Source organism: Chryseobacterium sp. L12 (assembly GCF_056133985.1).
The window spans coordinates 1-16,147 of sequence record NZ_JBVYOF010000023.1 but is presented as its reverse complement, the minus strand read 5'-3'; the positions used below and the strand labels follow the sequence as shown (position 1 = coordinate 16,147).

General features: G+C 31.2%; 17 protein-coding genes, 1 tRNA gene and 1 riboswitch. Of the genes, 9 read left to right on the top strand and 9 right to left on the bottom strand.

All coding sequences use genetic code 11. From position 1 onward, the window contains the following. Positions 1–68: 68 nt before the first annotated feature. Positions 69–485, top strand: a complete 417-nt coding sequence (locus tag AC0NBN_RS12895) for a hypothetical protein (protein ID WP_143885427.1) — start codon at positions 69–71, stop codon at positions 483–485. Between the two features lie 150 nt (positions 486–635). On the opposite strand, the gene AC0NBN_RS12890 is transcribed toward AC0NBN_RS12895, so the two are convergent. The 5 genes from AC0NBN_RS12890 to AC0NBN_RS12870 all read right to left on the bottom strand — a co-directional run bounded on the left by AC0NBN_RS12890 (position 636) and on the right by AC0NBN_RS12870 (position 3,832). After that, positions 636–1,343, bottom strand: coding sequence for a DUF421 domain-containing protein (locus tag AC0NBN_RS12890; RefSeq protein ID WP_474468545.1), 708 nt, complete (start codon positions 1,341–1,343; stop codon positions 636–638). A 180-nt stretch (positions 1,344–1,523) separates the two neighbouring features. Further along, positions 1,524–1,835: a hypothetical protein gene (locus tag AC0NBN_RS12885; RefSeq protein ID WP_160813980.1), complete on the bottom strand. Its 312-nt coding sequence runs from the start codon at positions 1,833–1,835 to the stop codon at positions 1,524–1,526. A gap of 274 nt (positions 1,836–2,109) precedes the next feature. Then, positions 2,110–2,382: a SemiSWEET transporter gene (locus AC0NBN_RS12880; protein WP_143885126.1), complete on the bottom strand. Its 273-nt coding sequence runs from the start codon at positions 2,380–2,382 to the stop codon at positions 2,110–2,112. 9 nt (positions 2,383–2,391) lie between these two features. After that, positions 2,392–3,144, bottom strand: a complete 753-nt coding sequence (locus AC0NBN_RS12875) for an SDR family oxidoreductase (RefSeq protein WP_160813979.1) — start codon at positions 3,142–3,144, stop codon at positions 2,392–2,394. Between the two features lie 85 nt (positions 3,145–3,229). Then, the gene (locus AC0NBN_RS12870) at positions 3,230–3,832 is read right to left on the bottom strand and encodes a hypothetical protein (protein WP_160813978.1); all 603 of its coding nucleotides are present in this window, start codon (positions 3,830–3,832) and stop codon (positions 3,230–3,232) included. 456 nt (positions 3,833–4,288) lie between these two features. Between AC0NBN_RS12870 and AC0NBN_RS12865 the strand changes: the two genes are divergently transcribed. Then, positions 4,289–4,459, top strand: coding sequence for a lmo0937 family membrane protein (locus AC0NBN_RS12865; RefSeq protein WP_143885129.1), 171 nt, complete (start codon positions 4,289–4,291; stop codon positions 4,457–4,459). 254 nt (positions 4,460–4,713) lie between these two features. Here the strand turns inward: AC0NBN_RS12865 and AC0NBN_RS12860 are convergent, their stop codons facing one another. Beyond that, the gene (locus tag AC0NBN_RS12860; protein WP_160813977.1) at positions 4,714–4,935 is read right to left on the bottom strand and encodes a hypothetical protein; all 222 of its coding nucleotides are present in this window, start codon (positions 4,933–4,935) and stop codon (positions 4,714–4,716) included. Positions 4,936–5,061: 126 nt separating this feature from the next. Further along, on the bottom strand, positions 5,062–7,152 hold the full coding sequence (gene ppk1, locus AC0NBN_RS12855) for a polyphosphate kinase 1 (RefSeq protein WP_160813976.1): 2,091 nt from the start codon (positions 7,150–7,152) through the stop codon (positions 5,062–5,064). A gap of 390 nt (positions 7,153–7,542) precedes the next feature. Between ppk1 and AC0NBN_RS12850 the strand changes: the two genes are divergently transcribed. The 7 genes from AC0NBN_RS12850 to AC0NBN_RS12820 all read left to right on the top strand — a co-directional run bounded on the left by AC0NBN_RS12850 (position 7,543) and on the right by AC0NBN_RS12820 (position 15,181). Then, positions 7,543–8,775, top strand: coding sequence for a zinc-dependent metalloprotease (locus AC0NBN_RS12850; protein ID WP_143885132.1), 1,233 nt, complete (start codon positions 7,543–7,545; stop codon positions 8,773–8,775). A 940-nt stretch (positions 8,776–9,715) separates the two neighbouring features. Further along, entirely contained in the window at positions 9,716–11,041 is a 1,326-nt protein-coding gene (locus AC0NBN_RS12845; protein ID WP_160813975.1) for a phage integrase SAM-like domain-containing protein, read from the top strand. Positions 11,042–11,062: 21 nt separating this feature from the next. Then, positions 11,063–11,338 (top strand): helix-turn-helix domain-containing protein, encoded by a 276-nt coding sequence (locus tag AC0NBN_RS12840; RefSeq protein WP_160813974.1) that lies wholly within the window; start codon positions 11,063–11,065, stop codon positions 11,336–11,338. Between the two features lie 2 nt (positions 11,339–11,340). Then, positions 11,341–11,459: riboswitch (SAM-I-IV-variant riboswitch) on the top strand. A gap of 49 nt (positions 11,460–11,508) precedes the next feature. Continuing rightward, complete coding sequence (locus AC0NBN_RS12835) at positions 11,509–12,864, top strand: hypothetical protein (RefSeq protein ID WP_160813973.1); 1,356 nt, start codon at positions 11,509–11,511, stop codon at positions 12,862–12,864. A 408-nt stretch (positions 12,865–13,272) separates the two neighbouring features. Then, positions 13,273–13,683, top strand: coding sequence for a hypothetical protein (locus AC0NBN_RS12830; RefSeq protein ID WP_160813972.1), 411 nt, complete (start codon positions 13,273–13,275; stop codon positions 13,681–13,683). 19 nt (positions 13,684–13,702) lie between these two features. Continuing rightward, positions 13,703–14,278: a hypothetical protein gene (locus AC0NBN_RS12825; protein ID WP_160813971.1), complete on the top strand. Its 576-nt coding sequence runs from the start codon at positions 13,703–13,705 to the stop codon at positions 14,276–14,278. 144 nt (positions 14,279–14,422) lie between these two features. Continuing rightward, complete coding sequence (locus AC0NBN_RS12820; protein ID WP_160813970.1) at positions 14,423–15,181, top strand: hypothetical protein; 759 nt, start codon at positions 14,423–14,425, stop codon at positions 15,179–15,181. A 457-nt stretch (positions 15,182–15,638) separates the two neighbouring features. Here the strand turns inward: AC0NBN_RS12820 and AC0NBN_RS12815 are convergent. Further along, positions 15,639–15,723, bottom strand: a tRNA-Ser gene (locus AC0NBN_RS12815). 250 nt (positions 15,724–15,973) lie between these two features. Continuing rightward, entirely contained in the window at positions 15,974–16,141 is a 168-nt protein-coding gene (locus AC0NBN_RS12810; protein ID WP_474467544.1) for a T9SS type A sorting domain-containing protein, read from the bottom strand. Between the last annotated feature and the right edge of the window lie 6 nt (positions 16,142–16,147).

Here is a 16,147-nt window from a genome sequence, read left to right as displayed (position 1 = left end):
CTGATGTCGGGCATAGTATTTGTAAATACTGTTGAAGTATGAATATTAACGCCACACACCAAAATATTATGAAAGTTACAGATTTAAAAATTAAAAATCTGGTTGAGTACAATAACGAGATTTTTACTATTGCAGAAATTTTTCAGAATAATAATGATTATTTTGTTAGAATTGAGAACGAAAATCATACAGTTTCACTTCCTGCCGAGCAGATCAATCCAATCAGAATTACAGAAGACTGGCTGGAAAAATTTGGCTTTGCCAAAACTTATGCATCTACTCATCAGATTCGTTATGAAAGACCTGAAGCATTCATTAAATATGACATTGACCTGAGTTCAAAGAAGATTGTAGAAGGGCTGAAAATTTATGGTAACAATATCAGATGTAAATATATTCATGAATTTCAGAATATATTCTCGTGCCTTTTTGGTAAAGATACCAATCAAATTTTCAAGAACTCTTATCATAAAGCAGCAGTATAGAACCTGCTGATTTCAAAGACCAATCAAATTATATATATTTTAACTTTCTCCGGCAGTTTTTTGTCGGGGATTTTTATTTATATAATATTGCTGATAAATAACTTTATCTAGAATTACAGGTAGCAATCTTATATTTTAAATTACTTCAAATTATGCCAATCTTTTTTTATTGCTTGCTTTTACCCAGTTTTTACGGCTGCAGTGTAGACATTTACCCGCTTCACCCGTATGTTTTTCTTCTGTAAAGCCGCAAAATGTACAGGAATAGTAACCTGATTCATGTATATGAGTGACAGGATTTTTTAAAGAATCCAGCATAATGGGAAGACCATATTTTACATTTTCATCCGTCTGAAAGAATATACTTATTTCTCCCGAAACTTCTTCTATGGCAAATTCAATCTGTCCCAGATGTGATACACTCCTCAACCTGAGCTCAGCAAAAAATTCATCACTGCCTAAATTTTCTTTTTTAAAATTTTCTATGGTAAAAACTCCGTTTTCTATGAGGCAAATAGGTTTTCCTTCAAGAAGGTTTTCAAATTTTTTAGAATTTCCGATCAATTTTGTTATTGCAGAATATAAAAAAATGATCACCACAAAAACCACTACTGAAGAAATAATTCCCACTTCTTTGTAAAACATAGGATCTCCTGCCGCAGAACCTAAACCGATAATTACCACCAGCTCAAATATAGAAAGCTGTTTTACACCTCTTTTTCCCAATAATCTCAAACCTATAATAATGGTAAGAAACATGATTACTGTTCGTAAAACAATTTCAGGTATAAAAGACCAATCTTCGCTTCCCAAAAGCAAAGATTTCCATTCGATATTTAATAAGGTTAATAAGAACACAATTTAATTTTAGAATGATGTTCCAAAAAATAAGCCATACCCTATCAATGTTTAGATTCTAACTGACAGGGAATTGAAATCACATTTGATGTTGTTTAGGTAAATATGGATCTTTTAATTGTTAAAAAAAAGCAGAAATGAAATTTAATGGATTCCGTTTCTGCTTTAATTGATGGGAAATTAATGATGTCTGTTACCTTTGTGATGATAGGAGACATTATTGGGAGCATCCTGTAACTGATGAATACTTTGGTTATGGAGATTGGAATCAACCCGCTGTTCTGACTGGTAAGGATTTCCAGGTGTCTTAGGATTTATTTTCTTTCCGTTTCTGTAGAGTTCACCGTTTGATGTGCGGTAAGTTTCGTTCATTTTGTAATGGTTTCCGTCAGGAGCAGTAAATTGCTCAGACCTGTTTCTCCATTTTTTTTGCAGAAATACTAAAATTCCTGTTGCTGCTACGCCTAATGCGATTTTTACTGAATTTTTCATATATAAATTTTTGTTGTTTGGTTAAATTTAACAGATCATTTCCTGGAACGCCTCCCGTAAGATCTTATCTATTATTCTATCTTATGTTTAAAACAAATCTACTGCCATAGAACAAAAACTTACATAATTATAATAAAAAAACTGTCCGATAAATCAGACAGTTCTAAAACTTGAGTTAAAAACATAGATATGACAAATGTGGATCAGTGATAATCTATATATTCAAAGCTAAAACTTCTCCACATAATTATTTATGACTGAAATCATGATGCTATTATTTCTCTTTTTTATTTTTATCTCTGAATAAAAGATAGCACGTTAAAAGACTCACGTTTACCAATACAGCAAATGCATTTGATAATATGATGGGAAACTCATTCTGTAATATTCCGTACCAAACCCAAAGAGAAAGTCCTGTAATTAAAATTACAAGCATGAGCCATGAAAGGTCTTCCACATTTCTGGTCTTAATTACTTTTATAAGTTGGGGCATAGATGCAATTGATGTAAGACCACCTGCAATTAAACCTAAAATGTCTACATTCATATGTTGCAATTATCCGTTAACTATGATACCGCCATTAGGATGCATAACCTGACCTGTAATCTGTACAGCAGCATTTGTTGCCAAAAATAAATAGGTTGGTGCTATTTCTTCTGTGGTTGCGTTTCTTTCAAAAGGCGGTTTGCTTTCATCGGCTTCCTCTTCACCAAAAGTTTTTTTGGTTAAAGGCGTTGCAACAGGTCCCGGAGCAACAGCATTGACTCTGATATTTTTTTCTTTGGATTGCAGTGCAAGTGACCGCGTAAAAGAAACGATAGCTCCTTTTGTTGCGGAATAATCTAATAATTCTTCATGTCCCTGATACGCGACTGCTGAAGTTGTATTAATTACGCAGCCACCATTTTTCAGATAAGGAAAAACGGCTTTTGTAAGAAGAATCATTCCTATAATATTGGTATCGAAGGTTTTTCTTACATTTTCCTCTTTTAGTTTAGATATATCATCACACGGAAACTGCGTTCCGGCATTATTAATAAGAATATCTACACCTCCAAATTTATCGGAAACGTCCTTTGAAACTTTTTCGCAAAAATCATTATCGTTAATATCTCCTTTTATTATAATGCATTGTCTGCCTAAAGAAAGTATTTCATTTTTAGTTTCTTCTGCATCTTCATCACCGCTGTAGTAGATTATAGCAATATTAGCTCCTTCCTGAGCAAAAAGTAATGCAGTGGCTTTTCCTATTCCGCTGTTTGCACCAGTAATTAACGCTGTTTTTCCATAAAGCTGCAACTTATTCATATTTTAATTGGTTTGGTTTATTTTCAAAATATGAATAAGCAAATCTTGTGCTTAAATCCTTCGATGAAATAAAATGTGGTATCTTTTATTTATTATTTAAAAGCATTTCAGTAAAAGTTTTCCATTGAATTTTTTGACTCCCGAATCTTGCACCCAATGCTGTTAATCTATTTTTGATTCCAGATAATAAATCAGTATTCGTATTTGCTTTTTCATTACGTCCATAAACTGCCGCTTTTACATAATTGTTTCCTTTGGAAACTATAAAAGTTAAGGTAGAACCTGAAGAATAAAAATGCATAATATTTCCTCCAAATTGATTTCCTGGTAATGTTGATGGTCTCATCTGCATCATTAAAGAATTAGGATTGCTGTGATCTATCATATCAATCCGTACCCAGATGTAGTCTTTCTTTTGCGGATTGGGTTTAGCCTTTAAAAGAATTTTTACGTAATCTCCTATTTGCGGATCTCTTTCTACTACAATGCCCTCCTGATCACATAATACAAATTCCGCTATAACATCAGATGTATAATTTGACCAGTTATTAATATCAAAAAGCTTCTTTTTAGCTGTATTAAAGCTTTTCTCTAAATCTTCAGAGTTTGGGTATGTAACCTTATTTTCTGTATCATGATAACCTCCTTTAATCTGATTGGGAACGCCGGGAACTTTTTTGTGTTTCATTAAAAATTTGTGTTTTAAAATTATTACAAAATCCACTAAATGTTATATCACTCATAAAAGATAAAAATTTGATCATTCATTTTTTATATAATACAAGAAATTATTCCTTTATAAGCCTGTAACACCTATCATAAATCTTGCCAAACTTATATGATAACTAAATTTTATCACTTTTATTTGATTTTAAATCTGTCAAATAATAATAAAGGTAAAAAAAAATAATATTTATTGATAAAAATATTGCTAGTCACAAAAAAAGATAGTATTTTTGACTCGAAAATTTTTTTTTCATCATTTGTGTTTTTATTAAACCCTGCCAACACTGGCGGGGTTTAATTTTTATATATATTCATATACGATAAAATGCAGCCTGAAATCTTGTAAAAAAGTATTATAATTAAAAAAGGCACAAAATATGCTAACAAAATAATAAATCAACCTTAAAAAAATATTATTATGAAAAGTGTATTATGGCTTGTTGCAGTGATCTGCATAGTTGTATGGTTATTAGGAATGTTAGATATCATTCCGGGAATCAGTACAAATTATTTGATTCATGTATTATTAGTTATTGCAGTTATTGTAGTTCTCTACAATATTATATCAGGAAGAAGACCTTTGGAATAATCATTTATTTTTAAAAGTAAGCCGGGTATCCGGCAAATGATCGGAAGATTTTCTTCCGATTTTTTTTATAATAAATGAATAAAAGTGTACTGCATTTGCCATTGGAGTTTTATGTGTTATAAAAATAATCATCTCAATTATACAATATTTAAACATGTTGTTATAAATTATTACAGACACTTAATCTATTTAATTCAAAAAAAAAGAGAGTCGAAACTCTCTTTAAATTATAAATATAACAGCTTACTGCACTTCTAGAAATTTGCGTAAACTGCCTGATTGGGATAAACATTCAATCCCTCCATTTTATCTTTTGCAGTATTGTATATGATTTCTACTGTAAAATGAGATAACTCATATAAAACATATTTCAGGGAATCCAACATCCTTTCGTTCATTACTCTACCTTCAGTTATAGCAATATCCCACTGAGTCTGGTTGGGAAGGTTTTTAAAATCGTAAAAAGAAATATTCATAGCTGTTAATTTTTGTTAATTAATATTATTAGCTATACAATTTCTTTACCAAATTGTTATGAAATATTAATCTGTATAAAATTTAACAATCACACAAATGAAGGATAATCTTATTAAGATAAAAAATCACGAATTACGGATTTTGATATTTTCTGATGCTTTAGACTTCAAATAGTTATAAGTTTCTATTTGTGAACGGCATTCTTTATTATCATCCTCTATATACTCATTTCTCAGTTTTTTATCAAGAATTCTTGCTTTCACATTATCTTTAAGTTGAATATCCAGAATATCTTTTAATTCTTTTTTTAGATTCTTATCTGTGATTTTTGCTGCAGCCTCAATTCTGTAATCAAGATTTCTTGTCATCCAATCCGCAGACGAAATGTAGATATCTTCGGCTCCTTTATTGTAAAAATACATCACACGTGCATGCTCCAGATATTCATCTACGATGCTGATAGCTTTTATTTTTTCTTTAAAATCTTTTTGATTAACTGCGCAATAAATACCCCTTACAATCATCTTAATCACTACTCCTGCCTTTGCAGCCTCATAAAGTTTACTGATTAATGCACGATCACTTACCGAATTGGCTTTCACGATCATTTCGGCTTTTCTGCCTGCTTTAGCTTCTTCAATTTCTTTATTAATGTGATGTTCTATTTTTTCCCGCATAAATTCCGGACACACCAACAGGCTTTTACAAGTCTTGAGAACAGGCAGATAATCTTCTTTTGGCTTCTTCAGAACATTGAAAACTTTATTAATATCAGCCATTATTCCTCTGTCTGAAGTCATCAGCAAATGATCACCATAAATCCTTGCCGTTTTTTCGTTAAAATTTCCGGTGCTTATAAACCCGTACTGAAGCGTTTTATTGTTAGCTCTTTTCTTTATAACACAAAGTTTAGCGTGTACTTTTTTATTTGGAATTCCGATGAGAACATTAATTCCTTCCGGCTCAAACATTTCTTTCCATTTCAGATTAGATTCTTCATCAAATCTTGCCTGAAGCTCAAGCATTACCGTTACTTCTTTCCCATTTCTGGCAGCATAAATTAAAGCGTTGCTTATTTTAGAATTATCTGCCAAACGATACGCTGTAATCTGGATAGATTTCACATCGGGATCCATCGCAGCTTCACGCAGCAGATCAATTACCGGAGTATAGGTATGGTATGGAAAAGTGAGAAGAACATCTTTTTTCAGAATAACATCAGTAATCCTTTCGCCTTGTTCAAAATCAGGATGTGTAAATGAAGTTCTCTCAACAGGTTTTGCATATTTTTCAAACACATCAGGAAAATCCATAAAATGTTTAAAATTATGAATCTTTCCACCAGGAATAATGCTGTCTTTTTTGCTCAAATTCAGCTTTCTGATCAGCAATTCCAGCAAAGCTTTATCCATATCTTTGTCAAATACAAATCGTGTAGGCTTTCCTTTTCTTCTGTTTTTGAGACCTTTTTCAATTTTTTCAGCAAAATTTGTTCTGATATCATTATCAAGATCCATTTCTGCATCCTTTGTTACCTTAAATGCATTTGCAGCGAACTCATCATATCCAAAATACGAGAAAATATGCGGAAGATTGAAAGTAATGACATCTTCTAAAAGCATAACATTTTTCTCTTCGGAATTTTCTGTTGGCAATAAGACAAATCTTCCTACAAAACGGGATGGAATTTCTATGATAGCATAATTACTTTGATAATTCCAGTCTTTTTTTCTCATGGCAACACCCAAGTAAAGACTTTTATCTCTCATATACGGCATAGGAGTGTTTTCATGCATTAGGATAGGAATCACATTAGATTCTACCATTTCATCAAAATACTTTCTTACAAACTCTTTTTGTTTTGCTGAAAGATTTTTTGAAGTTTTGATGTGTATATGCTGTTCAGCCATTTCTGCCTGAATTTTTTTCCAGGTTTTATCAAACTGCTGTTGTTGTGTGATGACAATGTCATTTATTTTTTGCAGAATTTTTGAAGGCGGCTGATAAAATGATTCTGAAATTATTTTTTCTTTAAAATCCATTGCACGTTTAAGCCCGGCAACTCTCACCCGGAAAAACTCATCAAGATTATTAGAAAAAATACCCAAAAAACGGATCCTAAGATGAAGAGGCACATTTTCATCCATCGCTTCCTGTAAAACTCTTTCATTAAAAGCAAGCCATGTGATATCTCTCGGATTAAAGTGTAATGACATAAAGTAGAAATAATATTTACCAAAAATAAATAAAAAACATTTTGTTTAACAAAAAAAATAATTTTAAAAACTATAACTGATATATTAAAAAACTCCGATAAATATATTAAGTTTTTTGATTTTAAGTACGTTAAATTTCATTAACGATTAGGGATCTGTTTAAAAATTTAGCTACTGATAATTTTAGTCTATTTTTAATTTCTGTGAAAATTATTCTTGTAGGTGGCGGACACAGAAGAAAATAGTATAATGTTTAAAACAGTCTGGACATTCACTCAAAATTGAGAAAATAGATTTAGTACTGCAATTTCAAATCTTTAAAATCAGTATTTAATTTTAATTTGGTAAAAACATAAAAAACATAGTAATTTAGCAAAATAATTAATTTTAATGAAAAAATATATTTTAACACTTGCAGTATGTATTGTTGCAAATCTAAGTGCACAAAGAGTTTGTGGAACAGACCAAAAAATGAATGATTTTTTTGCAAAAAATCCTGATGCACTTGCTAAAAAACAAGATCTTAGAAATTATTTGACCTCAAAAAACAATACAGCTAAACTTCCCCAGACTGTGGTTACAATTCCTGTTGTTGTACACGTTTTGCATAAGGCAAATGATCCTAGCCAAAATATTTCTGACGCACAAATCGCTTCGCAAATTGCGGTTTTAAACGCCGATTTCAGGAAATTAAATGCTGATTTTAATACCGTTGTTCCTACAGCTTTTCAACCTTTTGCAGCAGATATGGAAATGGTTTTCTGTTTAGCAACTAAAAAAAGTGATGGTTCCCCTACAAATGGTATTGAGAGAAAACAAGTACCTTCGAATTTTAACTTTGCTAACAATTACTATCAGTCATCAGGTCTTCTAGCATGGGATCCTACAAAATATTTAAATATTTGGGTTGGAGATATGCCAAGCCCATATTTAGGTTGGGCTTATTTGCCAGACGCAGCGGGTTTTCCTATGGATGGTTTAGCAATTGGACATAATTATTTTGGAACAACAGGTACAGCCACTTATCCTTACAACGGTGGAAGAACTGCAACACACGAAATAGGACATTATTTTGGATTTCTTCATCCGTGGGGAGAAGACGGTAGTTTATGCGGCACATTAGATAATGATGATGGATGTGCAGATACACCTGCAATTGACGATGCTCATGGCGGAGGAAATGTTTTTCCGGATAACACAAACACTTGCGTATGGTCCGCAAACGGAGCAATGTTTATGAACTTTATGGACTATGTTACCGATAGCGAAATGGCATTATTTACTAATGACCAAAAAATAATTAAAACAAATACTTTAGCAGGTCCAAGAGCCAGCTTACTCAATTCAAACGCTTGTACATTTTTGTCTGTAAATGAAGTTGAAAAAGCAAACTCTATTAATATTTTTCCAAATCCTACAACACAATACATATCAATAGCCTCACCTTTAGTTAACATTAATGAAATTGAAATATTTAATGCGGAAGGAAGAATGGTAAAAAAAGTTACCATAAAAAATGAAACTGACAAAATTGATGTAAGAGATTTCATCCCTGGAGTGTATTATGTCAGAACTTATAAAGATAAAGATTTTATCAAATCCATGAAATTTATTAAGAAATAAAACTTAAACAGATCCCTTGCTTTTATCAAGGGATTTTTTTATAAATCAATCATTAAAAAAAAGAAATAGATATTGAAAAATTAAAGTAGAAACCAAGCTCTGATAGATAAAACTTTAACATTAATAAGAATTTATCAAATTAAACACATTTAACATTGTCTTATTTTACTAAAGATCCAAAAACAAATATCAGCAAATACAGCGTTTTGAATCCAAAAGATTATATATAGTTTCAGATATAAGACGATGTTAGATGTAAGTTTGCATAAAGAGAAATTAGGTATTTCCATCTTAATTTTCCTTTGATACAAGCACAAAACAAAAAACGCTGTAAACATTGATGTTTACAGCGTTTTAACTTATTTTGGTTTCTAACCTGGCGGAGAGTGAGGTTCTAATACGATGACTTTTATAAGTTAATTATTACCTTTTATGCCCTGTTAATCAACATTATGATAGATTTTATTAGGTTATGAGTATTTATATAAATGTATATCTAATCACAAATGTGGGGAAACAGTGGGTAAAGATACCTTTTCTCTTCTTAATAACAATGAGTATTAAATATTTGTTTTTTTTATTAGATTATCTAATCTGGCTATAATATAATAGATTAATTAAATTGACAAAATGTTTTAAGTTAAACTTTGTTAAAAATTTGTACAATTCAATGAATTTTCGTATATTTGCATCCGTAATTTAGATACAGAATATGTTCTTTCATTGAATCTATAGAGTTAACATAAGTATTCATTTATGTTATGCCAACCTACCAGACCAAACTGGAAAAGGTGGAACAATGATTCGGCTAACAAGCAAGGTTCTAACGAATCACCAAAGGTGCAGATTTTTACTCTGTGAACTTTTAAATAAAGTTTAAAGAATTCTTCACCCTCTATGTTAAAGAATATATAGGAAAACAATTTTTTAAATAATATTTATGTTAAGAGTAAGATTTTTAATTAAAAACCCTAAAGAAGGGTTAAACGCAATCTATGTTCGTGTAAGAGCTGGGAGAAGGCTCGATTTAATCTCAACTACTAAAGAAACAACAAGTCTTTCGGATTGGAATTCGGAAGAAGGTTATCTATTGGAAAGTTTCAAAGAAATTAGAAATGGCAAAATGATTACCACAAGGGGTGCTGACATAAAAAGCAGGATTCTGGAAAATACAAAAGTCAACTACAGATTAGCAGAATTAAAGAAGGAAATTGAGGATAGCTACAAAACCTCAGAGCAATTTGATGCACAAACTTTGAAAGGGTTGATATTTCCAGTTGTTACAGAAACAGAAGATTTAAGCAAACAAAACTTTGTAGACTACTGTGATATTTTTGTCAAATCTAAAGGTTCCAGTATAAGTGAAGACTATGTGATTAAGGTAGAAAGCATAAAAACCATCATTGAGCATTATATCAAATGTAAAAAATTGAAGAGTTTATTACTAACTGATATAGATGTTAATTTTAAGAATGATTTTGAGAAGCATTGTTTGAGCGAGGAATATGGAATCAACTACTTTGAAAGAAACTTTAAATTCATTAAAACGATTCTGTATCATGCTCAATCCAACGGTTATCCCATTTATCACGGCTTAAACAAAATCAAATGTATGACCGAAAAAACAATGTTTGTCATACTTACTCAGCAGGAGCTTGAACTTATTGAGAAAAGTAAGTTCTCGGATGAACATCTGGAAACAGCAAAAGACTGGCTTTTGATTTCATGCTATTCAGGGCAGAGGATTTCTGATTTTATGAGGTTTAACACCAGTATGATAACCAGGAAACTTATTAAAGGAGAAAAGAGAGACTTTATTGAATTCACTCAAGAAAAGACTAAAAAACAGATTCTATTGCCACTGCATGAAAAGATTATTAAAATCTTAAAGAAAAGAGATTGGAGTTTTCCCAGAAAGATGTCTGAGCCACGATACAACGAGCATATAAAAAAAGTTTGTGAGTACGTGGGTATTGATGAAGAAGTTGAAGGCAGTTTATCAATTGATTTATCTAAAGAAGATTCTCCAAAGATTAAAACTTCTATCTCCACGAAAAACAAAAGAAGAAAAGTAAAAGGAATTTATCCAAAGTACAAGTTAATTAGCAGTCATACAGGGAGAAGAAGTTTTGCTTCTAATAATTTTGGAACAATACCCACTCCTTTGCTAATGAGAGCTACAGGGCATTCATCCGAAGCTATGCTATTAAAGTACATAGGTAAAATAGAAGAACAACAATCCTTAGCGCTAGCAGAATATTTATAAACATTAAAAACAAAATTTATTATGAGTGAAATTATCGTAACAAACACCAAAAACATTCAAGAAATCATTAGAGAGGAAGTGAAAAATGCACTTGTAGAGTTCTCTCATTGGCTCGAAGCAAAAATAGTTAATGAAGATAGAATTTATACAAGGGAAGAGGCAGTTAAATATTTGGGAGTAAGTGCAAGTACTTTGTACAGATGGACAAAGGAAGGAAGAATAAAATCCTTTGGGGTTGGAGACAGGGTATATTACAAGCACCCTGATATACAAAAGGCTCTTATACCTATAAACTAAAAAAAATGAATCTATAGAAGCCTTTAGAGGCTAGCAACCTAGAGACCTTACTCAAAGGTGCTTCAAAGAGAGTATTCTCAATGATTCGGATTAAGTTTTAAAATCAAAATAAAAGGTCTTGAATTTCTTTCAAGAGGTTCAGACCTTCTTTTTAAATAAAGAAGTCAAAAATGAACAATACTAAGACAAAGCAAGGTGTTGAAAAAAGACCTGCAAAAATCACAAAGTTTATATCTCTACCAAAATTTATCATCAGTAAATTAGAGAACTCAATTTCAAACAACAAACCGTCATTCAGGTTTAACAATTCTTTAGCATATTTTTTTCTTCATCTAATTGCCATTAGGAGATTTTCAGACCCTGATTGTGATGAGTGTTTCAGGGGATTTGTTTCTCTGGATTCCAAATTACTGGAACACTACTCCTATAATTATAGAAAGTATTTTAGATATTTCACAGATAATGGAATACTAGAAAAGAGAATTTACTCTAAAGACAAGAACAGAGCAAATTCTTTCAGGTTCATCTACGATTTAGAAATTGATTGTAAGGAATTTGTAAAAATGGATATAAGCAGCCTTCAAAAGTTAAAAAACTTTAAACTTATTGAAAAGTTCACTGGCAAAGATGAAAAATGTTCCCATCTAGTTAAATGGTTTTATGAAGGTCTGGAAATTGATTCCCAACAAGCTATTTTGGAAGCTCAAAAAGAGCCTAACTTTTTAAAGAGACAATCTTATCTATTTGGAGTCGAAAAACTTAAAAATAAAGAGTTTTGGTTTACTCGAAATAAAGTTTCTGATAATAGACTACATACTCCTTTGACAAATTTGTCAAAAAAATTAAGAAATTACCTCAGATTTAAGGGAGATAAACTGGTTAATTTTGATGTTAGATGTAGTCAACCTTACTTTCTGATAGTATTAATAGAGAGTATATATAATACAGTAGGTACCCTAATGTTCGAGAATCTTAAATATCTCTTATATTCATCGGGGTTTCGGAAGGAATACAGCAAAATTAAATACTGGATTCTAAACAGTGACTTTTATACTGAAATGTCCAAGATTTTGTTTGAGGGAAGGGAAATGTCTTTAACAAGGAATGAGTGGGTTGGAAAAGGGAGAAATAAGGAAAAGAAGACAGTTACTTATGAAAACGAAAGAGAACTAACCAAGAAACTCATTCTAAGACTTTTCTATATTGATACTAACGGTTACTTATATAGAAATGATTCCGATTTTAAGGTATTTGATAAGAAATTTCCTTGTTTTTCTGATTTCCTGAAAGAATTGAAAAAGAATAATTACAAGTATCTAAGTAAATTAATGCAAAACAAAGAAGCTCATTGTATTTTAGATGTAATAACCAAAAGACTGAACCAGTTATACCCTAAAATGCCTTTGTTTACAATACATGACAGCATTATGACAACTGAATATTGGGCTGAAAGAACTAGTTTGAAGAAACTTATTCAATCAATGATGTTAGAAGAAAACAGAGTTAAACCTCAAATAAATAATTAAAGCATTTATTATGATGTTTCTGTTGCTGGATTCCAGTATTAGGAACTCCCATGAAAAGGGTTTTATCATTGTTAAACAACACAAAAGTTATTTTACAAGAAATAGATTTGAAAAACTTAATTCAAAGTAATATATTTGTCATTGACATCAACGATAATTAAATAAGTGTTAGACTTATTTGCTTTGTTAAATAAAATTTGGCGATTTTAAACATAACAAACCGAGCAAATCAAGTGGCACTCACGCTCTGCGTGGGCTGTTCCGCTGTGCTTTGGTTTGTTAGGTTACGCCAAATACCTTTTTAACGAAGCTTGGAATCAGTTCCACGCTTTTTTTATGCAGTTATGGTAAACCGTAATTTTTAAACATTATTTAAAATTAATTTTACAAACAATAAACTTATTTGATATGAGAAGCTTATTTCTTGCAGCTATAATGACTGTATCTTTCTTCAGCTGTTCTAATAATGATGATGACTCTTCATTACAACAAAACAATCCTGTAACAACTCAATATTTTCATCCTCCTGCATGGATTCAGGGTAGTTGGAAAATCTCAGGCAGTGCAAATCCTTATTTCAAATTCACTTCAGATGACTTTATTTTGGTAACTCCATATACTAGCTGGAAAAGTGTATTGCAACAAACAGCCAGTACAGGACAAACATCAAAGGTGAACGAGGATATTTCAGACTTATACTATGAATTCGCAATCATAGCTGGAAATTCGGGGGGAATGTATAAATTCAAAAAAATAAGTCCTACCCAAATTCAATGGATAAACAATACTACTACCCAAATCTTTTTAGACAAAGAATAATAATTTAAAATCACTGAATATGAAAAAGTTATTATTATCATTACTGTTGTTTGTAGGTCTTACCAATGCACAAACCCAGCAAGACTATTACAATCAGTCACCTTCTGGAATTGACCCTGTAATTGGGATTAAGGACACCAAAAGTGAGAGTGTGAGAGAAGTTGATGAGATTTTGAAAAACAATAAACCGAGTAAAATCGGTCAAAAGTTAGAAAAGTCTCAGGAAATGGTTGAAAATCTGGAAGTAGTAAAGTTTGAAGATGTCTACCAACCTGCAACACCTTCTGAAAACAGAAACTATAATCAATCTGTAAATGAGCAAAGTAATACTCAAAATAGTGATGTTGACCCATTCAGCTCACAAGATGATAATAGTCCTTCTTTTCAAGGTGAAAGAATTGATGTAGACCAGTATTACAACCAACAACCAGATGGAAGCTACGTTAAAAAAGATACTGGTTACCAAAAACCCAGCAATAATGGTGGTGATAACACCATTTTAATTGTAGTTATCTTAATTGTAGGAGCTGGAATTATAGGAGCTTTAATAACAAATCAGGGCAAGACTGGAAATAATCAAGACAATGCTGAGTAGAATTTATACGAAAATCCACACTTGGTTATTTCCTATTGATGAATTTGAGAGGGATATAGTAACATTTCCTCCATACGATTACTCTCAATCATTTGATGAAGATGGGGTAAATTACTTTGACTATTTACAATAAGATTTGTTTTGATGGTAATTCAGAAACAGTATGATATTCAATCATTATTCCCTATAAACCACCCTCCACTTGTTAGGGTGGTATTATATTATCTAAAACAACATGGAATTACTGAATTTGGAGGTGTAAGCTATTTTTCACAGATATATTACGAAGACATTGAAAAATCTTTGCACGAGGCTGGATTTAAAGAAAAAGGCTACATAGATAAATTAATTATTGAAGAGTGGAATAAAGCTGACAAAACATATTTTCTATTTACCTTAACGAGGTTTGCTTATAATTTTAAAACAAATTATAGAAATTGGAATATTGAAAAATACACATCGATAGAGGTTCAAAATAGGAATCAAAAGTTAAGGGACAAATATTATGAGCTTGTGACTGTAATAGACCGTTTACAAGGTTATTTAGACTCTTCTGAACTACGATTACGAATAGATAGCAACTATATAGACAGAGAAACAATTTACCAGTGTTTAACACCTTTTTGCACAATATCAGTAAAGTGTGATGAACTTGGTAATTTCAGTATAAAGTATGCTTTAGCTCCCGATTTAAGAAGTATGATAACAGACCTTTTAGTCAGTATTTTGGAAAAGAGGATTTCAGATACTCAAATGACTGACTTAAAAGATTACATTAAGCCAACAATCTTTGAAAGTGATTTCAAAGATAGGTTTACTACCAGACTGAAAGAAAATTCAATTCACTATAAAGGATTTAAAAAGGATTTTCCAATATTTGTATTAAGAAACAAGTATAGGTAATTATCTATTTTTTTACATAATATGAAATCTCTCATTATCACATGAGGGATTTTTTTAAATGTATGTAATGTGGTAACATAACTGACATGTTATATGCTTTAATTAATTGATTTTCATATTACTATATTAAAAATATAGCAGATTATAATTATTATGTATAAAACAACTACCTATATGAAAAACAAGCCCCCTCCCTTTATGTAGATTTTGATACTGCCCCCTATATTTGAAATCGGGCTTATCTCTATTTATTTGAAAAAAGATAAAATATTTTTAGTTTGGGAATTTTTCGAGAGACACAACAGTCAATTTCAACCCTAAAAATTTGCTAAATGAGGTGCTATAATAAGAAATCATTATCTTTGTTATCCAAGAAATGTAGGGAAAATGTGGGGAAGAAAACTTTAACAAAAAAACAAAACCCACTGATTATCAGTAGGTTTACATTTAATACTAGCGGAGAGTGAGGGATTCGAACCCCCGGACCTGTTACAGTCAACAGTTTTCAAGACTGCCGCAATCGACCACTCTGCCAACTCTCCCTAAACTTCGATTATATCGTTGTTTTCAGTGGTGCAAATATAAAATGTTTTTAGATATATCCAAAATATTTAGTATTGAAATTTTACAATAATTAAATAATAAACTATAAACCAGTTTAATAATTTACCTAAAACAGGCTCAATCGTATATGAAAATTTTCAAATCATCAAAGAAATTTCATAATCTGCTATCAAAAAAAAGCTGCCCATTTCTGGACAGCCTTTCTTTAATATATTCAATTAATTTTGATTATTCCTTAATGAATTTTTTCTGAGCAGTACCTTTTACGTCATCAATGTCTATTACATAAAGTCCGTTGATTAGTCTGCTTACGTCGATCTTATTGTTTAAGATGATTCCGCTTGAGATTAACTGACCCGAAGCACTGTAAATCTTGTAATTTGCTTTCTTACTGATGTTTTT